This window comes from Burkholderia lata (genome assembly GCF_902499335.1).
Lineage (GTDB): Bacteria > Pseudomonadota > Gammaproteobacteria > Burkholderiales > Burkholderiaceae > Burkholderia > Burkholderia lata_B.
The window spans coordinates 233,393-257,836 of sequence record NZ_CABVQK010000009.1 but is presented as its reverse complement, the minus strand read 5'-3'; the positions used below and the strand labels follow the sequence as shown (position 1 = coordinate 257,836).

Annotated in this window: 21 protein-coding genes; 6 read left to right on the top strand and 15 right to left on the bottom strand. The window is 67.9% G+C overall.

All coding sequences use genetic code 11. The features are described 5' to 3' along the window. Window positions 1-377: 377 nt before the first annotated feature. Window positions 378-941: a PH domain-containing protein gene (locus BCO18175_RS23345; protein ID WP_174984421.1), complete on the bottom strand. Its 564-nt coding sequence runs from the start codon at window positions 939-941 to the stop codon at window positions 378-380. Between the two features lie 281 nt (window positions 942-1,222). Here BCO18175_RS23345 and BCO18175_RS23340 point away from each other — a divergent pair, with 281 nt between their 5' ends. Further along, complete coding sequence (locus BCO18175_RS23340) at window positions 1,223-4,306, top strand: heavy metal translocating P-type ATPase (RefSeq protein WP_174984418.1); 3,084 nt, start codon at window positions 1,223-1,225, stop codon at window positions 4,304-4,306. Window positions 4,307-4,620: 314 nt separating this feature from the next. Here BCO18175_RS23340 and BCO18175_RS23335 read toward each other — a convergent pair whose 3' ends face one another. The 3 genes from BCO18175_RS23335 to BCO18175_RS23325 all read right to left on the bottom strand — a co-directional run bounded on the left by BCO18175_RS23335 (window position 4,621) and on the right by BCO18175_RS23325 (window position 6,776). After that, window positions 4,621-5,100, bottom strand: coding sequence for a GNAT family N-acetyltransferase (locus BCO18175_RS23335; protein WP_174971403.1), 480 nt, complete (start codon window positions 5,098-5,100; stop codon window positions 4,621-4,623). 157 nt (window positions 5,101-5,257) lie between these two features. Then, window positions 5,258-5,413 (bottom strand): hypothetical protein, encoded by a 156-nt coding sequence (locus BCO18175_RS23330; protein WP_006481665.1) that lies wholly within the window; start codon window positions 5,411-5,413, stop codon window positions 5,258-5,260. Window positions 5,414-5,588: 175 nt separating this feature from the next. Beyond that, window positions 5,589-6,776, bottom strand: a complete 1,188-nt coding sequence (locus BCO18175_RS23325; RefSeq protein ID WP_438820509.1) for a flagellar hook-length control protein FliK — start codon at window positions 6,774-6,776, stop codon at window positions 5,589-5,591. On the opposite strand from BCO18175_RS23325, the gene BCO18175_RS40645 reads away from it, so the two are divergent. Next, complete coding sequence (locus BCO18175_RS40645; RefSeq protein WP_254608163.1) at window positions 6,708-6,998, top strand: hypothetical protein; 291 nt, start codon at window positions 6,708-6,710, stop codon at window positions 6,996-6,998. The genes BCO18175_RS23325 and BCO18175_RS40645 overlap by 69 nt on opposite strands. 186 nt (window positions 6,999-7,184) lie before the next feature. On the opposite strand, the gene BCO18175_RS23320 is transcribed toward BCO18175_RS40645, so the two are convergent. Continuing rightward, window positions 7,185-7,883: an MgtC/SapB family protein gene (locus BCO18175_RS23320; protein WP_089496033.1), complete on the bottom strand. Its 699-nt coding sequence runs from the start codon at window positions 7,881-7,883 to the stop codon at window positions 7,185-7,187. A gap of 114 nt (window positions 7,884-7,997) precedes the next feature. Between BCO18175_RS23320 and BCO18175_RS23315 the strand changes: the two genes are divergently transcribed. Then, complete coding sequence (locus BCO18175_RS23315) at window positions 7,998-9,107, top strand: AGE family epimerase/isomerase (protein WP_174984409.1); 1,110 nt, start codon at window positions 7,998-8,000, stop codon at window positions 9,105-9,107. On the opposite strand, the gene BCO18175_RS23310 is transcribed toward BCO18175_RS23315, so the two are convergent. Beyond that, on the bottom strand, window positions 9,080-10,699 hold the full coding sequence (locus tag BCO18175_RS23310) for a methyl-accepting chemotaxis protein (protein ID WP_174984406.1): 1,620 nt from the start codon (window positions 10,697-10,699) through the stop codon (window positions 9,080-9,082). The genes BCO18175_RS23315 and BCO18175_RS23310 overlap by 28 nt on opposite strands. 271 nt (window positions 10,700-10,970) lie before the next feature. Between BCO18175_RS23310 and BCO18175_RS23305 the strand changes: the two genes are divergently transcribed. Further along, window positions 10,971-11,414, top strand: a complete 444-nt coding sequence (locus BCO18175_RS23305) for a PaaI family thioesterase (RefSeq protein WP_011353771.1) — start codon at window positions 10,971-10,973, stop codon at window positions 11,412-11,414. A 117-nt stretch (window positions 11,415-11,531) separates the two neighbouring features. On the opposite strand, the gene BCO18175_RS23300 is transcribed toward BCO18175_RS23305, so the two are convergent. The 7 genes from BCO18175_RS23300 to prpB form a co-directional block, all read right to left on the bottom strand. Continuing rightward, on the bottom strand, window positions 11,532-11,813 hold the full coding sequence (locus tag BCO18175_RS23300; RefSeq protein WP_174918348.1) for a type II toxin-antitoxin system RelE family toxin: 282 nt from the start codon (window positions 11,811-11,813) through the stop codon (window positions 11,532-11,534). Further along, window positions 11,803-12,051, bottom strand: coding sequence for a type II toxin-antitoxin system Phd/YefM family antitoxin (locus BCO18175_RS23295; protein WP_174918349.1), 249 nt, complete (start codon window positions 12,049-12,051; stop codon window positions 11,803-11,805). The genes BCO18175_RS23300 and BCO18175_RS23295 overlap by 11 nt, the downstream gene beginning before the upstream one ends. Before the next feature lie 141 nt (window positions 12,052-12,192). Beyond that, complete coding sequence (locus BCO18175_RS23290; protein WP_174984403.1) at window positions 12,193-13,245, bottom strand: CaiB/BaiF CoA transferase family protein; 1,053 nt, start codon at window positions 13,243-13,245, stop codon at window positions 12,193-12,195. Window positions 13,246-13,418: 173 nt separating this feature from the next. After that, a complete protein-coding gene (prpF, locus tag BCO18175_RS23285) occupies window positions 13,419-14,609 on the bottom strand; it encodes a 2-methylaconitate cis-trans isomerase PrpF (protein WP_174984400.1) in 1,191 nt (396 codons plus the stop codon). A 26-nt stretch (window positions 14,610-14,635) separates the two neighbouring features. Continuing rightward, entirely contained in the window at window positions 14,636-17,230 is a 2,595-nt protein-coding gene (gene acnD, locus BCO18175_RS23280; protein ID WP_174984397.1) for a Fe/S-dependent 2-methylisocitrate dehydratase AcnD, read from the bottom strand. Between the two features lie 77 nt (window positions 17,231-17,307). Next, window positions 17,308-18,480 carry a bifunctional 2-methylcitrate synthase/citrate synthase gene (gene prpC / locus BCO18175_RS23275; protein WP_174984394.1) on the bottom strand — a complete coding sequence of 391 codons (1,173 nt, stop codon included), beginning with the start codon at window positions 18,478-18,480 and terminating at the stop codon, window positions 17,308-17,310. Between the two features lie 214 nt (window positions 18,481-18,694). Further along, window positions 18,695-19,588: a methylisocitrate lyase gene (gene prpB / locus BCO18175_RS23270; RefSeq protein WP_011353756.1), complete on the bottom strand. Its 894-nt coding sequence runs from the start codon at window positions 19,586-19,588 to the stop codon at window positions 18,695-18,697. Window positions 19,589-19,758: 170 nt separating this feature from the next. Between prpB and prpR the strand changes: the two genes are divergently transcribed. Further along, entirely contained in the window at window positions 19,759-21,741 is a 1,983-nt protein-coding gene (gene prpR, locus BCO18175_RS23265) for a propionate catabolism operon regulatory protein PrpR (protein ID WP_174984392.1), read from the top strand. Window positions 21,742-21,788: 47 nt separating this feature from the next. Here the strand turns inward: prpR and BCO18175_RS23260 are convergent, their stop codons facing one another. Then, window positions 21,789-22,409, bottom strand: coding sequence for a CGNR zinc finger domain-containing protein (locus BCO18175_RS23260; protein WP_254608157.1), 621 nt, complete (start codon window positions 22,407-22,409; stop codon window positions 21,789-21,791). Window positions 22,410-22,686: 277 nt separating this feature from the next. Here BCO18175_RS23260 and BCO18175_RS23255 point away from each other — a divergent pair, with 277 nt between their 5' ends. Continuing rightward, on the top strand, window positions 22,687-23,070 hold the full coding sequence (locus BCO18175_RS23255; protein WP_174984387.1) for a VOC family protein: 384 nt from the start codon (window positions 22,687-22,689) through the stop codon (window positions 23,068-23,070). A gap of 116 nt (window positions 23,071-23,186) precedes the next feature. Here the strand turns inward: BCO18175_RS23255 and BCO18175_RS23250 are convergent, their stop codons facing one another. Continuing rightward, the gene (locus tag BCO18175_RS23250) at window positions 23,187-24,035 is read right to left on the bottom strand and encodes an ureidoglycolate lyase (protein ID WP_174918365.1); all 849 of its coding nucleotides are present in this window, start codon (window positions 24,033-24,035) and stop codon (window positions 23,187-23,189) included. Window positions 24,036-24,444 lie beyond the last annotated feature (409 nt).

Here is a 24,444-nt window from a genome sequence, read left to right as displayed (position 1 = left end):
ACTGGCCGAATATCGTTCTTTTCAGTCAACGCCTTGTTCGACTTGCGAATGGCGAAAACAAGGCACCCCAGCCTGCCCGGCTAACCGTTTCGCTGCGGTTCATAACGGCGGGCGCTGATGTCAGGCCGGTATCATAGCGCCTCGGGGCAATCCCTAATACGCCGATTAGCTCGCCCCCGCCCGTTGTGAAGATGAAAGCAACCTCAAGGAGCGGGTTCCCTGCCTGGCACCGCAGCAGCAGCTGGATCGACGAAAAAGAACAAAGCCCGCAATCGCGGGCTTTGCAGGCAAACCTCCGTCGTCAACTGACAGTCATCGACCAGAAGCCCGTCACCTCCTCGTGATGCGACGAGCCCCGCAGTGCCGCTCCTCCGCGGTCACGACGCCAGAATCTTCATCTTCTGCTCAGCGAACTCGGCATCCGTCAGCACGCCCCGCTCCTTCAGCGCAGCAAGCCGCTCCAGCTTCGATACGACGTCATCCGCGGCAGGCGGCACTGATGCGGCGACCACCGGCTTCGAGGCGCGGGTGTAATCACGAATCGCGTCTCTCACCTTGTTGGTGAACGGTACAACCGTTTTCTTCCAGACATTCTTGATGATCCGCTCGCTGGCGCCATCCTCGATCCGAATCTCACCGAACATCATGCCGGTCTTTCCCGACACGGAATTGACCTTGTCGAGGTTGATCGATACCTGCTTGAGGCCGTATATCAAACCTTTGTCGAGGAACACCACGCGATGGTCGGTCAGCACAATCAACCAGGTGTTGCCGTCCATCACCCCGGACGAGAAGGCCAGCACCTGCTCGCCGTCCATCAGGATCTCCGGAAGATGATTCAACTCCTTTTTCGTGAAGAACTGATCGTCCCCGATTTCACGAGCAATACGCTTGTATTCGGCCTTCAGCGCTTCTTTTTCGGCATTTTTGAAATCAAACATCGAGTGGCCCCTCGCCTTTTTTATAGAGGGTCGGATTTTACCGCCTGAGTCGGCATGTTGCGTCGATCTGGTGTCGGCCATGCCGCGCTTTCAAAAGAAAGCGTAAAACTGGTGTACGCCTTCATCGGCCCCACATAGGACCGCTCCGTTCAAAGGGAAATCGCCAACGCTCCGCGAGCGGTCAGTTCCCTGCCTTTGCACGAAGCGCTTGACCTTACCATTATGGGAATGTTGATACTGGAACCATTCTCGGCATGAGCCGCGCATTCAGGGAATCCGACATGACTGAACCACTTGCCTCCACAGCGCTGCACACGATCGAACTGAGCGTCGACGGCATGCATTGCGGCGGCTGCACCGGCCGCGTGCAACGGGCGCTGGCCGCGGTGCCGGGCGTCGTCGATGCAACGGTCGACCTCGACGCGCACGCGGCGACGGTGACTGCGCAGGAAACGGTCGAAGCCGCACAACTCGTCGAAGCGGCCAGCGCAGCCGGCTACCGCGCCGCCGTGCGCGCACCGGTGCTCGAAGGCGCCGCGACGGCGCATGCGCATCCTGTCGAAGCGTCACCCGCGCCGACGGCCGCGGCCGCCTCCATTGCCAGCCGGCCGCTTCCGGCCGATAGCACCATCATCGAACTCGATATCGACGGGATGACCTGCGCGTCGTGCGTGTCGCGCGTCGAAAAGACACTGACGAAGGTGCCGGGTGTCACGCGCGCATCGGTCAATCTCGCGACCGAGCGGGCTACCGTCGACGCCGCGCCCGACGTCTCCGCCGCGCAGCTCGCCGAAGCCGTGAAACAGGCCGGCTACGGCGCGACGCCGGCCGTAACGGATGCAGGCGTCGCCGCGTTCGCACCTTCCTCGCCTGCCGCGCCGGCCAGCATCGAACTCGACATCGACGGGATGACCTGCGCGTCCTGTGTGTCGCGCGTCGAAAAGGCACTGGCGAAGGTGCCCGGTGTCACGCGCGCATCGGTCAATCTCGCGACCGAACGGGCTACCGTCGACGCCTCACCCGACGTGACCGCCGCACGGCTCGCCGAAGCCGTGAAACAAGCCGGTTATGGCGCGACACCGGTTGCCGGCGCGGCGATCCCGCCGGCAGCCGCCCCCGCCGATCTCGAACTCGACATCGGCGGGATGACCTGCGCGTCCTGCGCCGGCCGCGTCGAAAAGGCGCTGGCGGCCGTGCCGGGCGTCGCGCGCGCTACCGTCAACCTCGCGACCGAGCGCGCATCGGTGCACGGCGCCAGCACGCTCGACGCCGCCACGCTGATCGCGGCCGTCACCACCGCCGGCTACCGCGCGTCGCTCGCCGCCGCGTCATCGGCCGGTGCGCTGGCCGGCGTCGACGCACAACCGGCCGGCCCCGCGCAGGATCCCGATGCCCGCAAGCGCCGCGAAGCGATTCGCGAACGCAATCTCGTCATCGGGGCCGCCGTGCTGAGCGCGCCGCTCGTCGCGCCGATGCTCGTCGCGCCGTTCGGTGTCGACCTGATGCTGCCCGGCTGGCTCCAGCTCGTGCTCGCGTCGATCGTCCAGTTCGGCTTCGGCGCACGCTTCTATCGCGCAGCCTGGCATGCGGTGAAGGCGCGCACCGGCAACATGGATCTGCTCGTCGCGCTCGGCACGTCGGCCGCGTACGGGCTGAGCCTGTGGATGCTGCTGCGCGACCCCGCGCATCCCGGCCACCTGTATTTCGAGGCGTCGGCCGTCATCGTCACGCTGGTGCGCTTCGGCAAATGGCTCGAATCGCGCGCGAAGCGCCAGACCACCGACGCGATCCGCGCGCTGAACGCGCTGCGGCCCGACCGGGCGCGCGTCGTCGAGCACGGCGTCGAGCGTGACCTGCCGCTGGCGCAGGTGCGCGTCGGCACGCGCGTCAGCATCCGACCCGGCGAGCGCGTGCCGGTCGACGGCCGGATCGTGTCGGGCCGCTCGCACATCGACGAATCGCTGATCACCGGCGAAAGCCTGCCGGTGCCGAAGGACGACGGCGACGCCGTCACGGCCGGCTCGATCAACGGCGAAGGCGCGCTCGTCGTCGAAACCACCGCGATCGGCGCGGAGACGACGCTCGCGCGCATCATCCGCCTCGTCGAATCCGCACAGGCCGAGAAGGCGCCGATCCAGCGGCTCGTCGATCGCGTGAGCGAGGTGTTCGTGCCCGCGATCCTCGGCATCGCGTTGCTGACGCTGGTCGGCTGGCTGATCGCCGGCGCCGGGACGGAAACCGCCATCCTCAACGCGGTCGCGGTGCTCGTCATCGCGTGCCCGTGCGCGCTCGGCCTCGCGACGCCCGCCGCGATCATGGCCGGCACGGGCGTCGCAGCCCGGCACGGTGTGCTGATCAAGGATGCGCAGGCGCTCGAACTCGCGCAGCGCACGACCGTGATCGCGTTCGACAAGACCGGCACGCTGACCGAAGGCAAACCGTCCGTGACGGCGTTCGAAGCGGTCGGTGTGGCGCATGACGAAGCGCTCGCGCTTGCGGCAGCGGTGCAGCGTCAGAGCGACCATCCGCTCGCGCGCGCCGTGGTCGCCGCGCACGACGCCGACGTGGCCGCGCGTGGCAATGCGGTGCCGTCGGCCGTCGCGGCCGATGCGCGCGCGGTGGCAGGACGCGGCGTGGAAGCGCGCGTCGGCGGGCAGTTGCTCGCGCTCGGCAGCACGCGCTGGCGCGACGAACTCGGCATCGCGGTACCGCCCGCGCTCGACGCCCGCGCGGCTGAGCTTGAACGTGCGGGGAACACGATTTCGTGGCTGATGCGCGCCGATGCGCCGCGCGCGTTGCTCGCGCTGATCGCCTTCGGCGACACCGTGAAACCGGGCGCCCGCGACGCGATCGCGGCGCTGTCGGCGCGCGGCGTCGCCAGCGTGCTCGTGACGGGTGACAACCGCGGCAGCGCGGCAGCCGTCGCGGCGTCGCTCGGCATCGGCGAGGTGCATGCGCAGGTGCTGCCCGACGACAAGGCGCGCGTCGTCGCCGAGCTGAAGCGCACGCACGGCGGGATCGTCGCGATGGTCGGCGACGGGATCAACGACGCGCCGGCGCTCGCCGCGGCCGATGTCGGCATCGCGATGGCGACCGGCACGGACGTCGCGATGCACACGGCCGGCATCACGCTGATGCGCGGCGACCCGGCGCTCGTCGCCGACGCGATCGACATCTCCCGACGCACATACCGGAAGATCCAGCAGAACCTGTTCTGGGCGTTCGTCTACAACCTGGTCGGCGTGCCGCTCGCGGCGCTCGGCTGGCTGAACCCGGTGATCGCGGGCGCGGCGATGGCGTTTTCCAGCGTCAGCGTCGTGACCAACGCGTTGCTGTTGCGGAGATGGAAGGGGCGCGCGCGGTGACGTGTGTCGGTGACGTGTGTCGGTGACGTGTGTCGGTGACGTGTGTCGGTGACGTGTGTCGGTGGCGTGTGTCGGCGACGATTGCCGGCGACGATTGCCGAACGGCCGGATGGCCGTTCGGCGTTCGGCGTTCGGCGTTCGGCGTTCGGCGTTCGGCGTTCGGCGTTCGGCGTTCGGCGGATTGACGGCTTGGCGGCTTGGCGGCTTGGCGGCTTGGCGCTTGGCGAACAGGAAGGATCGTGAGGTCGGCGGTGTTGGCCAGTCACGGCGAGTCGAATCGCCAGCGCATGAGGACGCGGCACCGGCCGGTGGATTCAGTCCGAAATGACCGGCTTGATCAAGGTCGTCGTGATCGGCGCGAAGCCGCACGCCCGATACAGCGCGCGGGCTGCCGCGTTGTGATTGAACACCGACAGCCCGATCTCGGTGACACCGTACCGGCGTGCCTCGGCATCGAGTGCGTCAAGCGTACGCGTGGCCCAGCCCTGGCGGCGCCGGGACGGGACGATGTCGAGGTCGTAGATGAACAGCGTGCGGTTCGGCCCTTCGGGCACGATCGCATACCAGAGGTCGCCCACCGCGTCGCCGCTGGCGCCGTCGACGAGCACGACGAAGGTCTGGCCGGAGGTACGCAGGCCGTCCGGCAGCAGCGTGTCGAAGCAGGCGCGCGCCCGGCTGGCCGCGTCTTCGACAGCATTTTGTCCGGATGAAACGAGATCGCTCGCGTAGCCGTCGATGGCTCGCGTGCGGTACGCGTGGAATTCGCTGGCCGTCATCGGCCGCATCTGCAGCATGGCCCGGTCACCGTGAACGGAATCGGACTTCCAGTGTAGCGGGACGGTCGCACCGGCGCGCGATGCGGCGGCGGAAAGCGGGCAGGCAGGTACGGCGAGCGCCGCGCTGACAGCGAATCAGCGAATCAGCGAATCAGCGAATCAGCGAATCAGCGAATCAGCGACGGTACAGGACGATCGGCACGAGGTGCGCACGGCGCACGCGCTCGGCTTCGGCACGGCGCGCAGCGTACGAGTATTCGGCGTCGAGCGGCAGGTGCGGAGACACGAAAAGGTCGTCGATCTTTTGCAGCAGGGCGAGGATGAAGCTCATGTGAGACTCCTGACAGATGTGACTAGGGTTTTCCCTTAGATGGACACCATTCTAAGGGTTTTCCCTGAACTCTGCCAGCGTGCCGCATCAGTTTGCCGCATGCGCGCAACGGCCGATCACCGAGATAGAACGGCGATCCTTGCTCCGTCGGGCTCCCGGGATAGGGTCGAAACAATTAACGCGTGCGGCGAGCACGCTTCGCGACGGCCGCCTCGCGATTCGCGTTGCGCTGAAGCCGGTCGACTTGCGACAGCAGCGCTTCGTGATGCTCCTCGAGCGTCATCAGCGTTGCCTGCTGCGTCGACAGATCGGCCGCGAAGCGATCGATCCGCTGCTGCTTCGTGGCCACGTCCTGCTTCAGGTGCGCAATCTGCCGCGTTTGCATCACCAGCGCGACAAGCCCGACCAGCGCGACGACGGCCAACGCCAGCAGCAGGCGGTTGACGCGGCGCATCTCGCGATCGGCCGCGCGCGTCAGGCCGTCCACGTCGGCCTGCAGGGCGGCGAGCCGGTCGGTCAGCGGGCGCAGGTGCGTATCCGGATCGAAGGCCGGCGCGGCCGGTTGCATGCGCTCCGCCGACGGCTTCGTGACAAAGGAGGCAGCGGAAGCCGTCGGCTGCGTGACCGGGGATACGGTGGCGCCGGCCTGCGGTGCGGCGTCGTGGGCCTTCGCGGTGTTCGCGGTGTTCGCGGTGTTCGCGGTGTTCGCGGTGTTCGCGGGGTTCGCGGGGTTCGCGGGGTTCGCGGGGTTCGCGGGGTTCGCGGGGTTCGCGGGGTTCGCGGGGTTCGCGGCGTTCGCGGCGTTCGCAGCAATCACCGGCTTGGCCGGCTGCGCCGGCGTCTGCGGCTCGACCGCCGACACCGCGTCCAGCGCGGGGCTCGACCCAGCCGCTTCCAGCGCCGTGTCGGCGCTCGTCACGACCGGCGCGGATTGCTCCGCTGTCGCGTCGCTTGCACCCGCAGCCGCCCGGCGTTTACCGCTCGACGACGCACGACGCTCCTTCGCGGCATCGCCGGAAGCTCGCCCTTCGCGGGATTTGACGGCAGCGGCGGCGACAACAGCCTTCTCGACTTCACCACCAGCCGCTTGCGATTCGCTCGCCTTCGCCGCAGCACCATCGGCCGCTTGCAGCTTGGTCGCCGCCATCGTGGCGCCGTCGACCGCAGGCACCTCGGCGAACTTCGGAGCCACGCCATCGGCCAGGGGAACATCGCCTGCCCCGATTGCAGCGCCGCCAGAAGCCGGCACGACATCGGCGTTTGCAACTTCCCCAACTTCAGGCGCCGAAACACCGTGTGCCACCTTCGCGACGTCCTGCGTCACAGCACCTTCCGCTGCTTCCACATGTCCTGCCGCGGGCACACCTTCCGGCGCATTGAACCCGTCCAGCGCGGCCTGCCGCCCGGAGGCCACATCGTCCGCGACATCGACCGCCGCATCGGCTTGCATGCCCGCTTCGTCGCGCGCCGCAGCCGGTGCGCGCTCGCCCGGCTCGAGCACCGGATCGCCGAACAGGTCGAGCGTCCGTTCGTCCCGCGACGCGTCGGCCGGCGCACTGCCGGACCGTGCTGTCGCCCTCGCTGACGTACTGCCCGCGGCAGCAGCCGAGCGCTGGCGCGAACGGGCCGACGAACGATTGGAACGGGAACGGGAGCGAGGCGAGGAAACGGATTCGGTCATGGAAATCGGATGGCGGGGCCCGCAAGCGCGGAACCGGATGTCGAACGGAATCTGGTCGGGCATTGTCGCATGCCGCGTTGCCGATTCAGCCTATTCGTCGCCCGACAGCCCGTTGCCCTCTTCGAAACGCGTAACGCCCTTCAGCGCGCGCAGCTTGTCGCAGATCGCCTGGTATTCGAGTGCCGACACCCGCGCGAGCGCGATGCGCACCTCGTCGTGCTCGCCCGTGTCGTCGGCGCGCTGCACGATGAACTGCTTCACGCGCGCACTGTCCGGGCCGAGCGCCGCGTGCAGCGAATCGAAGTTCAGCGTGCCGCTCACGACCGTCAGCGCGAGCTGGCGCCGCTGGCGCACCGTGAAGTAGCGCCGCTCCAGCGGCTTGATGCCGGCCAGGATGATCAGGATGATGATCGTCGCCGAAATCGACGCGACGTAGAGCCCGCCGCCCACCGCGAGGCCGATCGCGGCGACCGACCACAGGCTCGCGGCGGTCGTCAGCCCGCGCACGATCTCGCCGCGCAGCAGGATCGAGCCCGCGCCGAGGAAACCGATGCCCGACACGACCTGCGCGGCGATCCGCGACGGATCGAGCACGATGTGCTCGCTGCTGCCGAGCACATCGGCGAACCCGAATGCCGACACGATCATGATCAGCGTCGAACCGACACAGACGAGCATGTGCGTGCGCAGGCCGGCCGCCCACGACAGGCGCTCGCGTTCGAAGCCGATGACGCTGCCGAGGGCCGCCGCGAGAACGAGCCGCATCACGAGTTCCAGGTTGCTCAGCATGCGATTTATCTCCTTTTTTGGTGCCGGCCGTGCGGAATGTTTTATCCTTGGCCCCGGCCGCGCCGATCCTCCGGGCCGCGCCGACACGTTTCGAACCCAGCGCTCAACCCCGTCATGTCCGTTTCCGACTCCGCTTCCGCCCAGGCCGCCCAGCTGCGCCACCATTTCGCGCACGTCGTCTTGCCGATCTGGCGGGGTTCAGGGTTCGACCAGACATTACAGCTGCCGTTCGAAGCCGTCGATCCGGCCACCCACGCGCCGCTGCCCGTGACCCGTTATCGCGCCATGGCCTGCGCACGGCAACTGTTCGTGTTCGCGCAGGCCGGCGACACCGCGCACGCGGCCACGCTGTTCGACGCGCTGGGCCGGCGCTTTCGCGACCCGCGCCACGGCGGCTGGAACTACAGCGTCGACGCGCAAGGCGCACCGCTCGACACGACCAAGGATCTCTACACGCACGCCTTCATCGTCTTCGCGTGCGCCGCGTGGTATGCGGCGTCGGGTGACACCGCCGCGCGCCAGGCGGCCGAGGAGACCGCCGCGCTGATTCAGGACCGTTTCGCGCCGAGCCCCGGCGACGCGCTGCTCGATGCGGCGCGCCACGCCGATTTCTCGTCATCCGGCAGCGGGGCGCTGCAGAATCCGCTGATGCACCTGACCGAAGCGTGGCTCGCGGCGGCCGATGCATTCGGCGATGCGGCATTCGACGACGCACTCGCGCACACCGCGCAGGCCGTCGAGCGCACGTTCGTCGACGCGGCGACCGGCTGCGTGGCCGAGCTGCCGCTCGGCGCGGCCGACAACCGTTTCGAGCCCGGCCATCAGTTCGAGTGGTTCTATCTGGTCGATGCGGCCGGCGCGCGTCTTGCGCAGACCGGGCTCCCCGGCGCGCTGGCGCGCGCGTACGCGTTCGCGGAGCAATACGGCGTCGACCCGCAGACGGGCGGCGTCTGCGCGGCGCTCGACGCGCAAGGCGCATGTATCGACGGCACGCAGCGGATCTGGGCGCAGACCGAGTACCTGCGCGCGCTCGCGACGCACGGCGGCACACCGGCCTCCGCGCCGCTCGCGCGGCAGAGCGAACGCTTCGCCGCGCGCTTCCTGCATCCGCGCGGCTGGTTCGAGTGCAAGACGGCTGACGGGCAGGTGTCGCGCGCCGACATGCCGTCGACGACGCCCTACCACCTCGCGACCGCCTACGCGGCGCTGCCGGCCGGCGCGTAACCCGCGTCGGCGAACGACAGTGCCGCACGTTCGCCGCGTGCGGCACGCCCATCGCCCAGCTCGAACACCGACACCGCCTGCATCAGGTGCGCGGTCTGGTCGTTCAGCGACGCGGCCGCCGCCGCGACCTCCTCCACCAGCGCCGCGTTCTGCTGCGTGAGCTGATCCATCTGCGTAACGGCCTGGTTCACCTGCTCGATCCCGACGCTCTGCTCGACCGACGCCGCGGTGATCTCGGACATCGTCTGCACGACGCGCGTGATCGATGCCGACACCGTCCGCATCGCGTCGCCGGCACGCTCGACAAGCTCCGCGCCGCCGTTGATCTGCGCGACCGAATCCTCGATCAGCGCCTTGATCTCCTTCGCCGATTGCGCGCTGCGCTGCGCGAGCGAGCGCACTTCGCCCGCGACGACCGCGAAGCCGCGCCCCTGTTCGCCGGCGCGTGCGGCTTCCACTGCCGCGTTCAGCGCGAGGATGTTGGTCTGGAACGCGATGCCGTCGATCACCGAGATGATCTCCGCGATCCGCCCCGAGCTTTGCGCGATGCCGCGCATCCGGTCGATCACGCTGTCGACCACGCCGCCGCCATGGCTCGTCGCCTCGAGTGCCGCGTCGGCCAGCGCGCTCGCCGCGCGTGCGCTGTCGGTGTTCTGCCGGACGGTCGCCGTCAGCTCCTCCATGCTCGCGGCCGTTTCCTCGAGCGATGCGGCCTGGGTGCCGGTGCGCGCCGACAGGTCGGCGTTGCCACCCGCGATCTCGCCCGCGCCGAGGTGAATCGCGTCGGACGCGTGGCGCACCGTGCGCACGGTGCCCGCGACGCTCGTCTGCATCGCGGCAAGGCTGCGCAGCATCCGGTCGATCTCGAACACGCCGCCTGCCCGCACGGCTTCATCGAGCCGGCCTTGCGCGATCCGCTCGAAATGGCGGCCGGCTTCTTCCAGCGGCGCGACGACCGCGCGTCGCGCGGCCGCGTAGATCGCCGCGCTCGCCGCGAGCATCGCCACCAGCAGCACGATGCCGACCGACTTGAACCAGAGCATGCCGCCGTCGATCGTGTCGAGCGCCGTGCGGCTCGATGCGCCGCCGTAGTCGGTGAAGCGGCGCAGCTCGGCGATATAGGCGTCCTGGATGCTCTGCGTCGGCTGGTCGAGGAAGGCCTGGATGTTGTCGGCGTCGAGGAACTGCACGAGTTCGCCCAGCGCGCCACGCAGCGCGCGATAGCGCTCGGCGAGCGCCGCGACGCGCGCGCGGTTGGCATCGTCGACCGGCTGCGCGGCGGTCAGCGCGGCGAACGCCTTGTCCGCTTCCGCGAGCGAAGCGCCCGCATGGCGGATGATGTCTTCCGGCTTCGGGCCGCCACGCACCATCCGCGTGCCGGCGCGCGACAGGTTGATACGCGCGTCGAGCAGCTGCTGGGTCGCCTGGCTGGCCGCCTCGACCTGCGTGATCGCAACGTTCGACAGATCGTCGACGCCGCTGCGCGTCGATTTGAGCGCCCAGAAGCCGAGCGCCTCGATCGCGAACAGGAACAGGCAGAACACGGTCAACACGCCGAGCAGACCCGACGCGAGCTTGATTTTTCCGAACATGGGGGAGATTCCTGGAAAGCGGACGATGAGGCAATGCCCCGGCATTAGCGGCATTTCTTCGTCGGACTTTAGGAACGGACGACGGCAAAGCTCGCGTTACTCGCGCATTCGCGTCGAATTGCCCGCAAACAGGGAAATCCACGGCATTCGACGCAATAATCGCGTCGCATCGCGCCGCAAATTGCACGAAATGCGGACGAATTTCCTTGCTTATCCGCATCCCCCTTCCTAGAGTTCAGCGCAAGCGGGCACTCATTTCGAGGGAAGTTCGATGACCGACATCACGGACCACGCGCGCGGCGCATTGCGTGCGCAACCGTTCAGCATGCTGCTGGGCACGGAGCTGATGCATATCGGCGACAACGAAGTGTCGCTATGCCTGCCCGTGCGCGAGGAACTGCGGCAGCAGCACGGTTTCGTGCACGGCGGCGTCATCAGCTACCTCGCGGACAACGCGCTGACGTTCGCCGGCGCACTCGTGCTCGGCCCGCGCGTGATCACGGCGGAATACAAGATCAACTACCTGCGGCCGGCCGTGAACGGCACGCTCGTCGCCCGCGCGAAGCTCGTCTACGCGGGCCGGCACCAGGCGACCTGCCAGTGTCACGTGTTCGTCATCGACGGCGATCACGAGCGGCTCGTCGCGATCGCGCAGGGCACGATCAACCGCGTCGGCGACGGCAAGATGCCGGATGCGCCGGAGGAAACGGCGTGAGCGGTTCCCCGCGCTTGAAGGATCGCCCATCCACCTGGAAGGCGACGGGCGCATAGTCGAGCCGAGCGGACAGATTGGCGGACAAGTTTGCCGCTCCCGTGCGCGGCACATATGGTTCTAACGCTTCATCGCGGCAAGATAGACTGCATCACGCTCGCGTCGACCGACCGCCACGACAAGTACGAGCACTTCCGAATCACGCACTTCGTAGACGAGCCTGTAACCGACGCTGCGCAGCTTGATCTTGTAGCGGTCCGGATGACCATGCAGCTTTGCAGACGGTACGCGAGGATTCTCGAGCCGCTCGGCGAGCCGGGATTTGAACTGGTCGCGAACGGTGCGATCGAGCTTCTTCCACTCTTTCAGAGCAGGTTCGAGAAAGGCAAGCTCAAAGCTCATTCAGCTTGACCTTGACGACCTTCTCCTTGGCGCGCTTGTCGGCCAGCGTGTTGTCTTCGATATCTTCAAGACGTTCGACCATCGCTTCCCACGTCTTCGCCGGGATGCAATAGAACGCAGGTTCGTTGTGATTCAGGATCGCGACCGGGAAACCCTCTCCAGCCGCGACCGTACCCATCGGGTTCCGCTTCAGTTCCGAAACACTCGCCGTAACGTTGGCCAGGATGGTATGAGGCATGTCGGCTCCGTCTTCAACAGGATGTGTATTGTACTCTATTTAGCACCAAATTTAGCGCCATAATTGGAGCCAAAAATTCCCGAAGTCTTTCGTTGAAATGCGTTTCGCGGCGGGCTCATCGACCTCTACATGCTGGCGTGCCTACTCCGCCCCGCCCCCCGCCAGCGGCAGAAACCGCGGCGCCACGCGCGCCCGCACGTTGCCGTTTTCATCCGTACGATAGATCCCGCGCGCCACGTTGTGCGGATGCGCGGCCGCGTCGGCCACGCTCAGCAGCGGCGCGAAACACGCATCGGTGCCTTCGAGCAGCGCACGCCAGTGCGCGGACGGCTGCTGCGCGAACACGTCGGCGAAGCGGGCCTTCAGCGCGGGCCAGCGCGCGCGGTCGTACTGCGACGCCGGATCGACGTCGGTCAGCCCAAGCCGTTCGACCAGCAGCGCATAGAACGGCGGCTCGAGCGCGCCGATCGTCACGCATTCGCCATCCGCGCAGCGGTATACGTCGTAGAACGGCGCATCGTGGAAAAGGCTCGGTTGAGCGCCGTCGAGCTGCCCGTTCGCGCGCGCCCACAGCGCAAGTGAACCAAGCATCGACACGATGTCGACGATCGCGCCGTCGACCACGCGCCCCGGCCCGCCGCCGCGCACGTCGAACAGCGCGCAGACGATCCCGAACGCGAGCCCGAGCGCGCCGCCGGCGTCGCCGACGACGGTCGGCGGCAACCCCGGCCGGCCGTCGCGCGGCGCGGACAGCGACAGCAGCCCCGTCAACGCGACGTAGTTCAGGTCGTGCCCGGCCGCGGCGGCCAGCGGGCCATGCTGGCCCCAGCCGGTCATCCGCCCGTACACGAGCTTCGGATTGCGACGTGCGCAATCGTCGGGCCCGAGGCCGAGCCGCTCCATCACGCCGGGCCGCAGGCCCTCGATCAGCGCATCGGCCTGCGCGATCAGGTCGAGCGCGGCTTCGCGACCGGCCGGGGACTTCAGGTCGAGTTCGACGATCGTCTTGCCTTCGCGCAGCAAGTCGCCGTCGCGGGCCTTCAACGCATCCGGCGCACTCGTGCGGCCGGACGGGCGCGCGATCAACGTGATCCGCGCGCCCATCCCGGCGAGCATCCAGCCTGCGAGCGGGCCGGGGCCGAGACCTTCGAATTCGACGATGTGGATGCCGGAAAGCGGCGCATCGAGCGGCATACGAATCTCCTGTTTATGTCCGCGCGTCGCGACGGTCTCCGATGCCGTGCTCCTCGCACCGGGTCGCGTCCGTCACGCGCGACAAATAAAAAATCCCTGCGCCGCGGGGTCCGCTTCGCAGGGATCGGGGTGAACGGCGCTCATTCCGGCTGCCTTGCCGGAACCGGCAACGCTCAGAACGCGTCGCCCGGCACCCGCACCCAGCCTTCCATCAGCACGCGTGCGCTGCGGCTCATGATCGCCTTGGTGACGGTCCACTCGCCGTTCTCGAGCTGCGCTTCCGCGCCGACGCGCAGCGTGCCCGACGGATGCCCGAAGCGCACCGCGTTGCGTTCGCCGCCGCCCGCCGCCAGGTTGACGAGCGTGCCGGGGATCGCCGCGGCCGTGCCGATCGCGACCGCCGCCGTGCCCATCATCGCGTGGTGCAGCTTGCCCATCGACATCGCGCGCACCAGCAGGTCGACGTCGCCCGCATTCACGCGCTTGCCGCTCGATGCGACGTAATCGGCCGGCTTCGCGACGAACGCGATCTTCGGCGTGTGCTGCCGCGTCGCGATTTCATCGAGCGTGTCGATCAGGCCCATGCGCAGCGCGCCGTGCGCACGAATCGTCTCGAACTTCTCGAGCGCCTTCGCATCGCCGTTGATCGCGTCCTGCAGCTCGGTGCCCGTATAGCCGATCGCTTCCGCCTCGACGAAGATCGTCGGAATGCCCGCGTTGATCATCGTCGCCTTCAGCGTGCCGACGCCCGGCACCGCGAGATCGTCGACGAGGTTGCCGGTCGGGAACATCGACCCGCCCGCGCCTTCTTCCTCGGCGGCCGGGTCCATGAACTCGAGCTGCACTTCGGCGGCCGGGAACGTGACGCCGTCCAGCTCGAAGTCGCCGGTTTCCTGCACCGCGCCGTTCGTCACCGGCACATGCGCGACGATCGTCTTGCCGATGTTCGCCTGCCAGATCCGCACGACGGCAACACCGTCGCGCGGCACGCGCGACGGATCGACGAGCCCGCCGCTGATCGCGAACGGGCCGACCGCCGCCGACAGGTTGCCGCAGTTGCCGGTCCAGTCGACGAACGCCTTGTCGATCGAGACCTGACCGAACAGGTAGTCGACATCGTGGCCGGGCCGCGTGCTCTTCGACACGATCACCGTCTTGCTGGTGGACGATGTCGCGCCGCCCATCCCGTCGATCTGCTTGCCGTACGGATCGGGGCTGCCGATCACGCGCAGCAGCAGCGCGTCGCGCGCGGCGCCCGGCGCCTGCGCGGCGTCCGGCAGGTCCTGCAGCCGGAAGAACACGCCCTTGCTGGTGCCGCCGCGGATATAGGTCGCGGGAATCCTGATTTGAGGAGTGTGAGCCATGTGTGCGTTATCCCTGTGTGACTCGATCAAGCCGCCTGCGACGATTCGAGGAAGTCCTGCGCGAAACGCTGCAGCACGCCGCCCGCTTCGTAGATCGACACTTCCTCGGCCGTATCGAGCCGGCACGTCATCGGCACCTCCACGCGCTCGCCGTTCTTGCGGTGAATCACGAGCGTCAGGTCGGCGCGCGGCGTGCGCTCGCCGATCACGTCGAAGGTCTCGGTGCCGTCGATGCCGAGCGTCGTCCGGTTCGTGCCCGGCTTGAACTCGAGCGGCAGCACGCCCATCCCGATCAGGTTCGTGCGGTGGATCCGCTCGAAGCCTTCGGCGGCGATCGCCTCGACGCCCGCGAGCCGCACGCCCTTCGCGGCCCAGTCGCGCGACGAGCCCTGGCCGTAGTCGGCGCCGGCCACGACGATCAGCGGCTGCTTGCGATTCATGTACGTCTCGATCGCTTCCCACATCCGCATGACCTTGCCTTCCGGCTCGACGCGCGCGAGCGAGCCCTTCTTCACCGCGCCGTCGACGACCGCCATCTCGTTGATCAGCGTCGGGTTCGCGAAGGTCGCGCGCTGCGCGGTCAGGTGGTCTCCCCGGTGCGTCGCGTACGAGTTGAAGTCCTCTTCCGGCAGGCCCATCTTCGCGAGGTACTCGCCGGCCGCGCTGTCCAGCAGGATCGCGTTCGACGGCGACAGGTGGTCGGTCGTGATGTTGTCGCCGAGCACCGCGAGCGGGCGCATGCCCTGCAGCGTGCGCTCGCCGGCCAGCGCGCCTTCCCAGTACGGCGGACGGCGGATGTACGTGCTCTGCGCGCGCCACTCGTACAGCGGCGCCGCGCGCTCGCCCGCATCGGCGCTACGCGCGAACATCGGCTCGTAGACCTGGCGGAACTGCTCGGGCTTCACGCTCGACGCGACGATCGCATCGATCTCCTCGTCGGTCGGCCAGATGTCCTTCAGCGTGACGGGCTTGCCGTCCTGGTCGTGACCGAGCACGTCCTTCTCGATGTCGAAGCGGATCGTGCCGGCGATCGCATACGCAACGACGAGCGGCGGCGACGCGAGGAACGCCTGCTTCGCATACGGGTGGATACGGCCGTCGAAGTTGCGGTTGCCGGACAGCACGGCCGTCGCGTACAGGTCGCGATCGACGATCTCCTGCTGGATCTTCGGGTCGAGCGCGCCCGACATCCCGTTGCAGGTCGTGCACGCGAACGCGACGATGCCGAAGCCGAGCTTCTCGAGTTCGGGCAGCAGGTTCGCTTCTTCCAGGTACAGCTCGACCGCCTTCGAGCCGGGCGCGAGCGAGCTCTTCACCCACGGCTTGCGCGTGAGGCCGCGCGCATTCGCATTGCGTGCGAGCAGGGCCGCGGCAATCACGTTGCGCGGGTTGCTGGTGTTCGTGCAGCTCGTGATCGCGGCGATGATCACCGCGCCGTCGGGCATCTCGCCCGCCTTCTCTTCCCACTGGCCGGCGATCCCGCGCGCGGCGAGATCGGACGTCGGCAGCCGCTTGTGCGGGTTCGACGGGCCGGCCATGTTGCGCACGACGCTCGACAGGTCGAACGTCAGCGTGCGCTCGTATTGCGCGTTGGCGAGCGTGTCGGCCCACAGGCCCGCCGCCTTCGCGTAGGTCTCGACGAGCTTCACCTGCTCATCGCTGCGGCCGGTGAGGCGCAGGTAATCGGTCGTCTGGCCGTCGATGAAGAACATCGCAGCCGTCGCACCGTATTCGGGCGCCATGTTCGAGATCGTCGCGCGATCGCCGAGCGTGAGGCTCGCCGCGCCTTCGCCGCGGAATTCGAGATACGCGCCCACCACCTTTTCCTTGCGCAGGAATTCGGTCAGTGCGAGCACGACGTCGGTCGCGGTGATGCCGGGCTGGCGCTTGCCGGTCAGCTCGACGCCGACGATATCGGGCAGGCGCATCCACGACGCGCGGCCAAGCATCACGTTCTCCGCTTCGAGACCGCCGACGCCGATCGCAATCACGCCGAGCGCGTCGACGTGCGGCGTGTGGCTGTCGGTGCCGACGCAGGTGTCGGGATACGCGACGCCGTCGTGCGCCTGGATCACCGGCGACATTTTCTCGAGGTTGATCTGGTGCATGATGCCGTTGCCCGGCGGGATCACGTCGACGTTCTCGAACGCCTTCTTCGTCCACTCGATGAAGTGGAAGCGATCCTCGTTGCGGCGATCCTCGATCGCGCGGTTCTTCGCGAACGCGTCCGGATCGAAGCCGCCGCATTCGACGGCGAGCGAGTGGTCGACGATCAGCTGCACCGGCACGACCGGGTTCACCTTGGCCGGGTCGCCACCGCCGTCGGCGATCGCGTCGCGCAGGCCGGCGAGATCGACGAGCGCGGTCTGCCCGAGGATGTCGTGGCACACGACGCGCGCCGGGAACCACGGGAAATCACGTTCGCGCTTGCGCTCGATGATCTGCTTCAGCGAATCGGCAAGGGTCGCCGGATCGCAGCGGCGCACGAGGTTTTCGGCGAGCACGCGCGACGTGTACGGCAGCGTGTCGTAGGCGCCGGGCGCGATCGCTTCGACCGCGGCGCGCGCGTCGAAATAGTCCAGCGACGTGCCGGGCAGGGGTTTGCGGTTGGCGGTATTCATGGTGTGGGGAACTCGGGTATGGCGTCCGGCGCACGCCGGCCCCCGTCACGCGGGAGGCCGGTGTGCGCGGTGGGCAATCAGCGCTTTTCGATCGGCACGAACTGCAGGTCTTCCGGACCGGTGTAGTTCGCGCTCGGGCGGATGATCTTGTTGTCGACGCGCTGCTCGATGATGTGCGCGCTCCAGCCGGACGTGCGCGAGATCACGAACAGCGGCGTGAACATCGCGGTCGGCACGCCCATCATGTGATACGACACCGCGCTGAACCAGTCGAGGTTCGGGAACATCTTCTTCGCTTCCCACATCACCGATTCGAGGCGCTCGGCGATGTTGTACAGCTTCAGGTCGCCCGCTTCCTTCGACAGCTTGTGCGCGACGCCCTTGATCACCTTGTTGCGCGGATCGGAGATCGTGTAGACCGGGTGGCCGAAGCCGATCACGACTTCCTTGTTCTCGACGCGGCGGCGGATGTCGGCTTCGGCGTCGTCCGGCGAGCTGTAGCGGCTCTGGATTTCATACGCGACTTCGTTCGCGCCGCCGTGCTTCGGCCCGCGCAGGGCGCCGATCGCGCCGGTGATCGCCGAGTAGATGTCCGAGCCCGTGCCCGCGATCACGCGGCCGGTGAACGTCGACGCGTTGAATTCGTGCTCCGCGTACAGGATCAGCGACGTGTGCATCGCCTCGACCCACGACTTCGACGGCGTCTTGCCGTGCAGCAGGTGCAGGAAGTGGCCGCCGATCGAGTCGTCGTCGGTTTCCGTCTCGATGCGCTTGCCGTTGTGCGAGAAGTGATACCAGTACAGCAGCATCGAGCCGAGCGATGCCATCAGGCGGTCGGCGATGTCGCGCGCGCCCGGCAGGTTGTGGTCGTCCTTCTCCGGCAGCACGGTGCCGAGCACCGATACGCCCGTGCGCATCACGTCCATCGGGTGCGCGGACGCCGGGATCTGCTCGAGCGCCGCCTTCAGCGCGTTCGGCAGGCCGCGCAGCGCGCGCAGCTTCGTCTTGTAAGCGGCCAGTTCGGTCAGGTTCGGCAGCGTGCCGTGAACGAGCAGGTGCGCGATTTCCTCGAATTCGCACGATTCGGCGACGTCGAGAATGTCGTAGCCGCGGTAGTGCAGGTCGTTGCCGGTCTTGCCGACCGTGCACAGCGCCGTGTTGCCGGCCGTCACGCCCGACAGCGCCACCGACTTCTTCGGCTTGAATGCGCCTGCGGCGGCCGGTGCTGCTGCGTCTTTCGTCTCGCTCATGTTTCCGTTCTCCAATGTGTATCGGGGGTATCAGCTGTCGGCCGGACTTGGCGCTTTAGCGCCTGGTGCGGCCCCATGCTTCGCGGTCGGCCGGACTTGGCGCTTCAGCGCTTAGTGCGGCCCCAAGCTTCGCGGCCGGCCGGACTTAGCGCTTCAGCGCTTAGTGCGGCCCCATGCAAAGCTCTCCGGAATCGTGTCCCGGCGCGCGAGCGCGTTACTTCTTGCCCTGCGCGAACAGCTCGTCGAGCTTGCGCTCGTATTCGTGATAACCGAGGAAGTCGTACAGCTCGGCGCGCGTCTGCATCGTCGGCACGGCCGCCTTCTGCGTGCCGTCGCGGCGCAGCGTCTCGTAGAAGTTCAGCGCGGCCTTGTTCATCGCGCGATACGCGCCGCAGCAGTACAGCGCGATGTCGACGTTCGCCTCGCGCAGCTCGTCGAGCGTGAACAGCGGCGTCGAGCCGAATTCGGTCAGGTTCGCGAGGATCGGCACCTTCACGGCTGCCTTGAAGCGGCGGTAGTCGTCGAGCGACTTCATCGCTTCCGGGAAAATCATGTCCGCGCCGGCTTCGACGTAAGCCACCGCGCGCTCGATCGCCGAGTCGATCCCTTCGGCGGCGGCGGCGTCGGTACGCGCCATGATCACGAACTGGTCGTCGGTACGCGCATCGACCGCCGCCTTGACGCGATCGACCATTTCCTCGACCGGCACGACTTCCTTGCCCGGACGGTGGCCGCAGCGCTTCTGGCCGACCTGGTCTTCCAGGTGCACGGCCGCGACGCCGGCCTTGATGAACGAGCGCACGGTGCGCGCGATGTTGAACGCGCCGCCCCAGCCGGTATCGATGTCGACCAGCAGCGGCAGGTCGGTCGCGTTGGTGATCCGGTTCGCGTCGATCAGCACGTCTTCCATCGTGCTGATGCCGAGGTCGGGGATCCCGAGCGAGTTCGCGGCGACGCCGCCACCCGACAGGTACACGGCCTTGAAGCCGACGGCCTGCGCCATCTTGGCTGCATAGGCGGTGATCGCGCCGACCACCTGCAGCGGTTGCTCCGCCGCGACTGCCGCGCGGAATTTCGCGCCGGCGCTCTGAAGATGCGTATTGCTCATGAACGGCCTCCTGAAGGAACGACCATTAACAGCAAGGACCGGGCCAGCTCGCACAACGTCGCTAACCCACTGATTCTTAAGCAACCGGCACGGGTGAGGGAGCGCCCGGAGATTTCAATTCGGCAATTTCATGTTTCAAAAATGAAATCGCACGCGCATAATCGACCGTCATGGACCTCTCCTCGACCAAGCCCGTCGGCCCGGCCGATCGCGCGGCGCGCCCGCGCATCTGGGCGATGGGCATCAGCCGCCTGCGCGATCTCTTTCGCGAGATCGCCGGTGAATTCGACGAACGCGCCGACGTGCGCATCGTGACGCGCGCCTATGAGGATGCGCTCAGCGCGATCGCCGAGGCCGGCACCGCGCGGCCCGACGTGATCGTCGCGGCCGGATCGAACGGCGCCTTCCTGAAAACGCGTGCGCAGGTGCCGGTGGTGGTGGTATCGCCGACCGGTTTCGACGTGATGCAGGCGCTCGCGCGCGCCCGGCGCGACGCGTCGCGGATCGCGCTCGTCAGCGCCGGGGAAACGCCGCCCGAAGTGCGCCGCTTCGTCGCCGCGTACGGCCTCGACGTGCAGTTTGCGTCATATCAGTCTGCGCAGGAAGCGGAAGCCTGCGTGCACGAGCTGCGCGACCGCGGCATCGAGACGATCGTCGGCCCCGGCCTCGTCACCGATCTCGCGGCCAGCGCCGGCATGGGCGCGGTGTTCCTGTATTCGCATGCATCGGTACGCAAGGCCGTCGATACGGCGCTCGAAGTTGCATATGCGACGCATGCCGAGGCGTTCCGCCGCCAGCGGCTCGACAACCTGCTCCAGCACCTGCGCGACGGCGTGGTCGCGCTCGACGCGCGCGGCCGTGTCGAGGCGATCAACGAGCGGCTCGCGTCGGCGCTCGGGGTCGAACCCGCGGCGGCCGTCGGCCGCGCGCTCGTCGACCTGCGGCCCGAGCTGCGCACGCTGCGCGGCGAGGACGGCGACGCACTCGCGACCGTGCGCGGCGTGCGCTACGTCGTGCATCGCGGGCCGCTCGTCGATCGCGGCGTCACGTCGGGCAGCGTGCTGACGTTCCAGGAATCGCGCGCGGTCGAACGGCTCGACCGCGCATTGCGTTCGCAACCCACCACGCAGCAGTTCGCGGCGCGCTATGCACTCGACGACGTGGTCGGCGCCTCCGCGCCGATGGCACGCGTGCGCGATCTCGTGCGCCGCTACGCGAAATCCGACGCAACCGTGCTCGTGCTCGGCGAAAGCGGTACCGGCAAGGAAATGATCGCGCAAAGCCTGCACGCGCTGTCCGCGCGGCGCAGCTACCCGTTCGTCGCAGTCAATTGCGGCGCGTTTCCGGAAGCGCTGCTCGAAAGCGAGCTGTTCGGCTATGAGGAAGGCGCGTTCACCGGCGCGCGGCGCGGCGGCAAGACGGGCCTGTTCGAAGCCGCGCACCGCGGCACGCTGTTTCTCGACGAGATCGGCGAGATGCCGCCGTCACTGCAGAGCCGGCTGCTGCGCGTGCTGCAGGAGCGCGAGGTGATCCGCCTCGGCTCGACCGAGCCGATCCGCATCGATGTGCGCGTGATCGCCGCGACGCACCGTCCGCTGCTCGCGGCCGTCGAGGCCGGCACGTTCCGCGCGGATCTCTATTACCGGCTCAACATCCTGAACGTCGGCCTGCCGCCGCTGCGCGAGCGCGCTGCCGACATTCCGGCGCTCGCGGCCACGCTGCTCGTGCAGGCCGCACGACGCGAACCGCGCCTCGCCGAACGCCTGCGCGACGCCGACGACGCCGCGCGCGTGCTTGGCGCGACACAGGCCGCGCTCGCGCGCTACCGGTGGCCCGGCAACGTGCGCGAACTGCAGAACGTGATCGAGCGAATCGCGGTGGAGCTGGCCGAGGACGCCGATGAAAACGATTCCGCCGCCGCGTGCGCCGCGCTCGATCCCGATGCGCTGCAGGCGATCGCGCCCGAGCTGTTCGCGGTGCCACCCGACGCGGCCGACGCCGACGATGCGCAGACACTGCACGCGCGCCGCCGTCGCGCGGAAGCCGACGAGATCCGCGCGGTACTCGACGCGTGCGGCGGCGACCGCGATCGCGCGTGCGCGATGCTGGGCATCAGCAAGACGACGCTGTGGCGGAAGTTGTCGGTGAAATAACAGGCACGGATTCGACGCGCGGGCGCGCGCTTGCCTGAAGAGGTACGTCAGTCGGCCTTGTGATAGTGGCGGTACGCCTTCGCGCGATTGCCGCACGACGACATCGAACACCAGCGGCGGCTGCCATTCTTGCTGTCGTCGATGAACAGCCACTGGCAGGCGTCGTTCGCGCAACGCTTGACCTTCGCGAGCCGCGCACCGCCGAGCAGGTCGATCGCCGACCACAGTACCGGGCTCAGCAGTCCGGCCAGCGTCGCACGCCCCTCCCCGATCCGCCACGCGTAGCCGCCATCGATGCGCGCCAGTGCGACGCGCGGCGCCGCTTCCGCCAGAAAACCACCGAGCAGCACGAGATCGTCGGCCAGCGGCTCGCGCTGCTCGGCCTGCGCACGAAAGAGCCGGTACAGCGCCTCGCGCAATGCGAGCGCGCGCGCCAGCATCGCCGGTTCCCCCTCTTCTTTCCCGTGCGCGCGGCACGCTTCGGCCAGGACAGCCGGCACGCCCGCCTGCTCGCGGCACCACGCGAGCAGGTCGCCCATCGTGCCGAAGGTTTCCGTCGGCGGGTCGCTGCCGCGCCAGTACAGCGTGTTCGCAAAATCGATGCTCAGGGTTTCGGGCGGCGCCGGAATCAGGCAGTCCATCGTGACGGAAGGTTGCGTATCGCTCATGCCCGGATCGTATCTAACCATCATGCCGGTTGACAAGCATCCGGGCGCTTTCTAACATAACCAGCATGGTAGTTATAAAAAGGTTTGCTGCACTGACACCCGCCTCAGTTCAAGGAGCCACAGATGATCGATCGCCTTTTGTCCCGCGTTATCCACAACAACAGCGGCCGCGCGTTCTACGACAGCACACTCGGCGCACTCCGCTACAAGCGGCTGGCATGGTGGTTATAAGCAGGTTTGCCGCACTGACGTCCCTCTTCAGTCCAAGGAGCCACACATGATCGATCACCTTTCGTTCGGCGTTGCACACATCGGCCGCAGCCGGGCGTTCTACGACAGCACGCTCGGCGCACTCGGCTACAAACGGCTGTATAGCGACGACGGATCCATCGGGTACGGCTCGACCGAGCCGGAGCTGTGGTTGCAGCATGCGGCTCGCCCCGTCGTCGCCGATCCCGACTCGGGGATGCACCTGTCGTTCAAGGCCGCTTCGCCGGTCGAAGTCGACGCGTTCTACCGTGCCGCGCTCGAGCACGGCGGCCAGGACAACGGCGGGCCCGGCAAGCGCGAACACTACGGCCCCGGCTACTACGCGGCGTTCGTCGTCGATCCCGACGGGTATCGGCTGGAAGCGCATTGCGAACTCGACAACGTCGTGTAATCGAGCCGGTGTACCAATGCCAAGGGCCCGATTCCGCGCAATGCGGAATCGGGCCCTTGTCTTTGAACCACTAACCAGTATCCGGCGGCCGTTCGACGGGATCGCCGGGTGCGCGGTTATCGCGCGTCGCGCGTGCGCTGCAGTTGCTCGCCGAGCCCTTCGACACCGAGGCGTACGGTCTGGCCGGCCTTCAGGAACACCGGCGACGGCTTGATGCCCATGCCGACGCCCGGCGGCGTGCCGGTCGTGATCACGTCACCCGGCTGCAGCGTCATGCAGCTCGACAGATAGGCGATCAGCTGCGCGACGGTGAACACCATCGTGCGCGTGTTGCCGTTCTGATAGCGGTGACCGTCGATTTCGAGCCACAGGTCGAGACGCTGCGGATCGGGCACCTCGTCGCGCGTGACGAGCCACGGACCGATCGGGCCGAACGTGTCGAAGCCCTTGCCCTTGTCCCACTGGCCGCCGCGCTCGATCTGCCATTCGCGCTCGGACACGTCGTTGACGACGCAATAGCCCGCGACATAATCGAGCGCGCGCGCTTCGTCGACGTCCTTGCAGGTCGCGCCGATCACGACGCCCAGCTCGACTTCCCAGTCGGTCTTGACCGAGCCCTTCGGGATATCGATGCCGTCGTTCGGGCCGCAGATCGAACTCGTCCACTTGCCGAACACAACCGGCTCCTTCGGTACCGGCATGCCGGCTTCGGCCGCGTGATCGGCATAGTTCAGGCCGATGCCGATGAACTTGCCGACATGCCCGACGCACGCGCCGATGCGCGGCTCGCCTGATACGAGCGGCAGCGTGGCCGGATCGATCGCGCGCAGCCGCGCGAGACCCGCGTCGGACAGCACGTCGCCGGACAGATCCGGCACATGTGCGGACAGGTCGCGAATCCGGCCGTCCGCGTCGAGGATACCGGGCTTTTCCTGGCCGGACGGGCCATAGCGAAGCAGTTTCATCGTGCTCAACCTCTGTTGTCGAATGGGACAGGATACCGGCCGACGCGGCCCTCCGCGGCCGCGCGCCGGACTGATTGTCGATCGTCGATTGCGCGCGTCGGCGCCGAATCCGGCATGCCGTTCGACGCGCGAGGGTCGCGCGGGCGCAGCGATCGTGGCACCGCACGGAAGTACGGCGCACATCGAACGGGCGGCCGCCGGTCTGCGCATCGGCGACGACGGCCCGGCACCCGCGACATGGTCCGGCCCGTACCGGCCGGCTTCACGCGCGGCCGCACCGTCGCTGGCCCGTCAGCCTTTGTACCATCGGCCGCGCGCCGTGAAATGACGCGCGACGGATACCGACTATTGGTGCGCCTGCGGACGCTGCGGCGCAGCATCGGGGGCGACACCGCCCGCCATTTCCTTT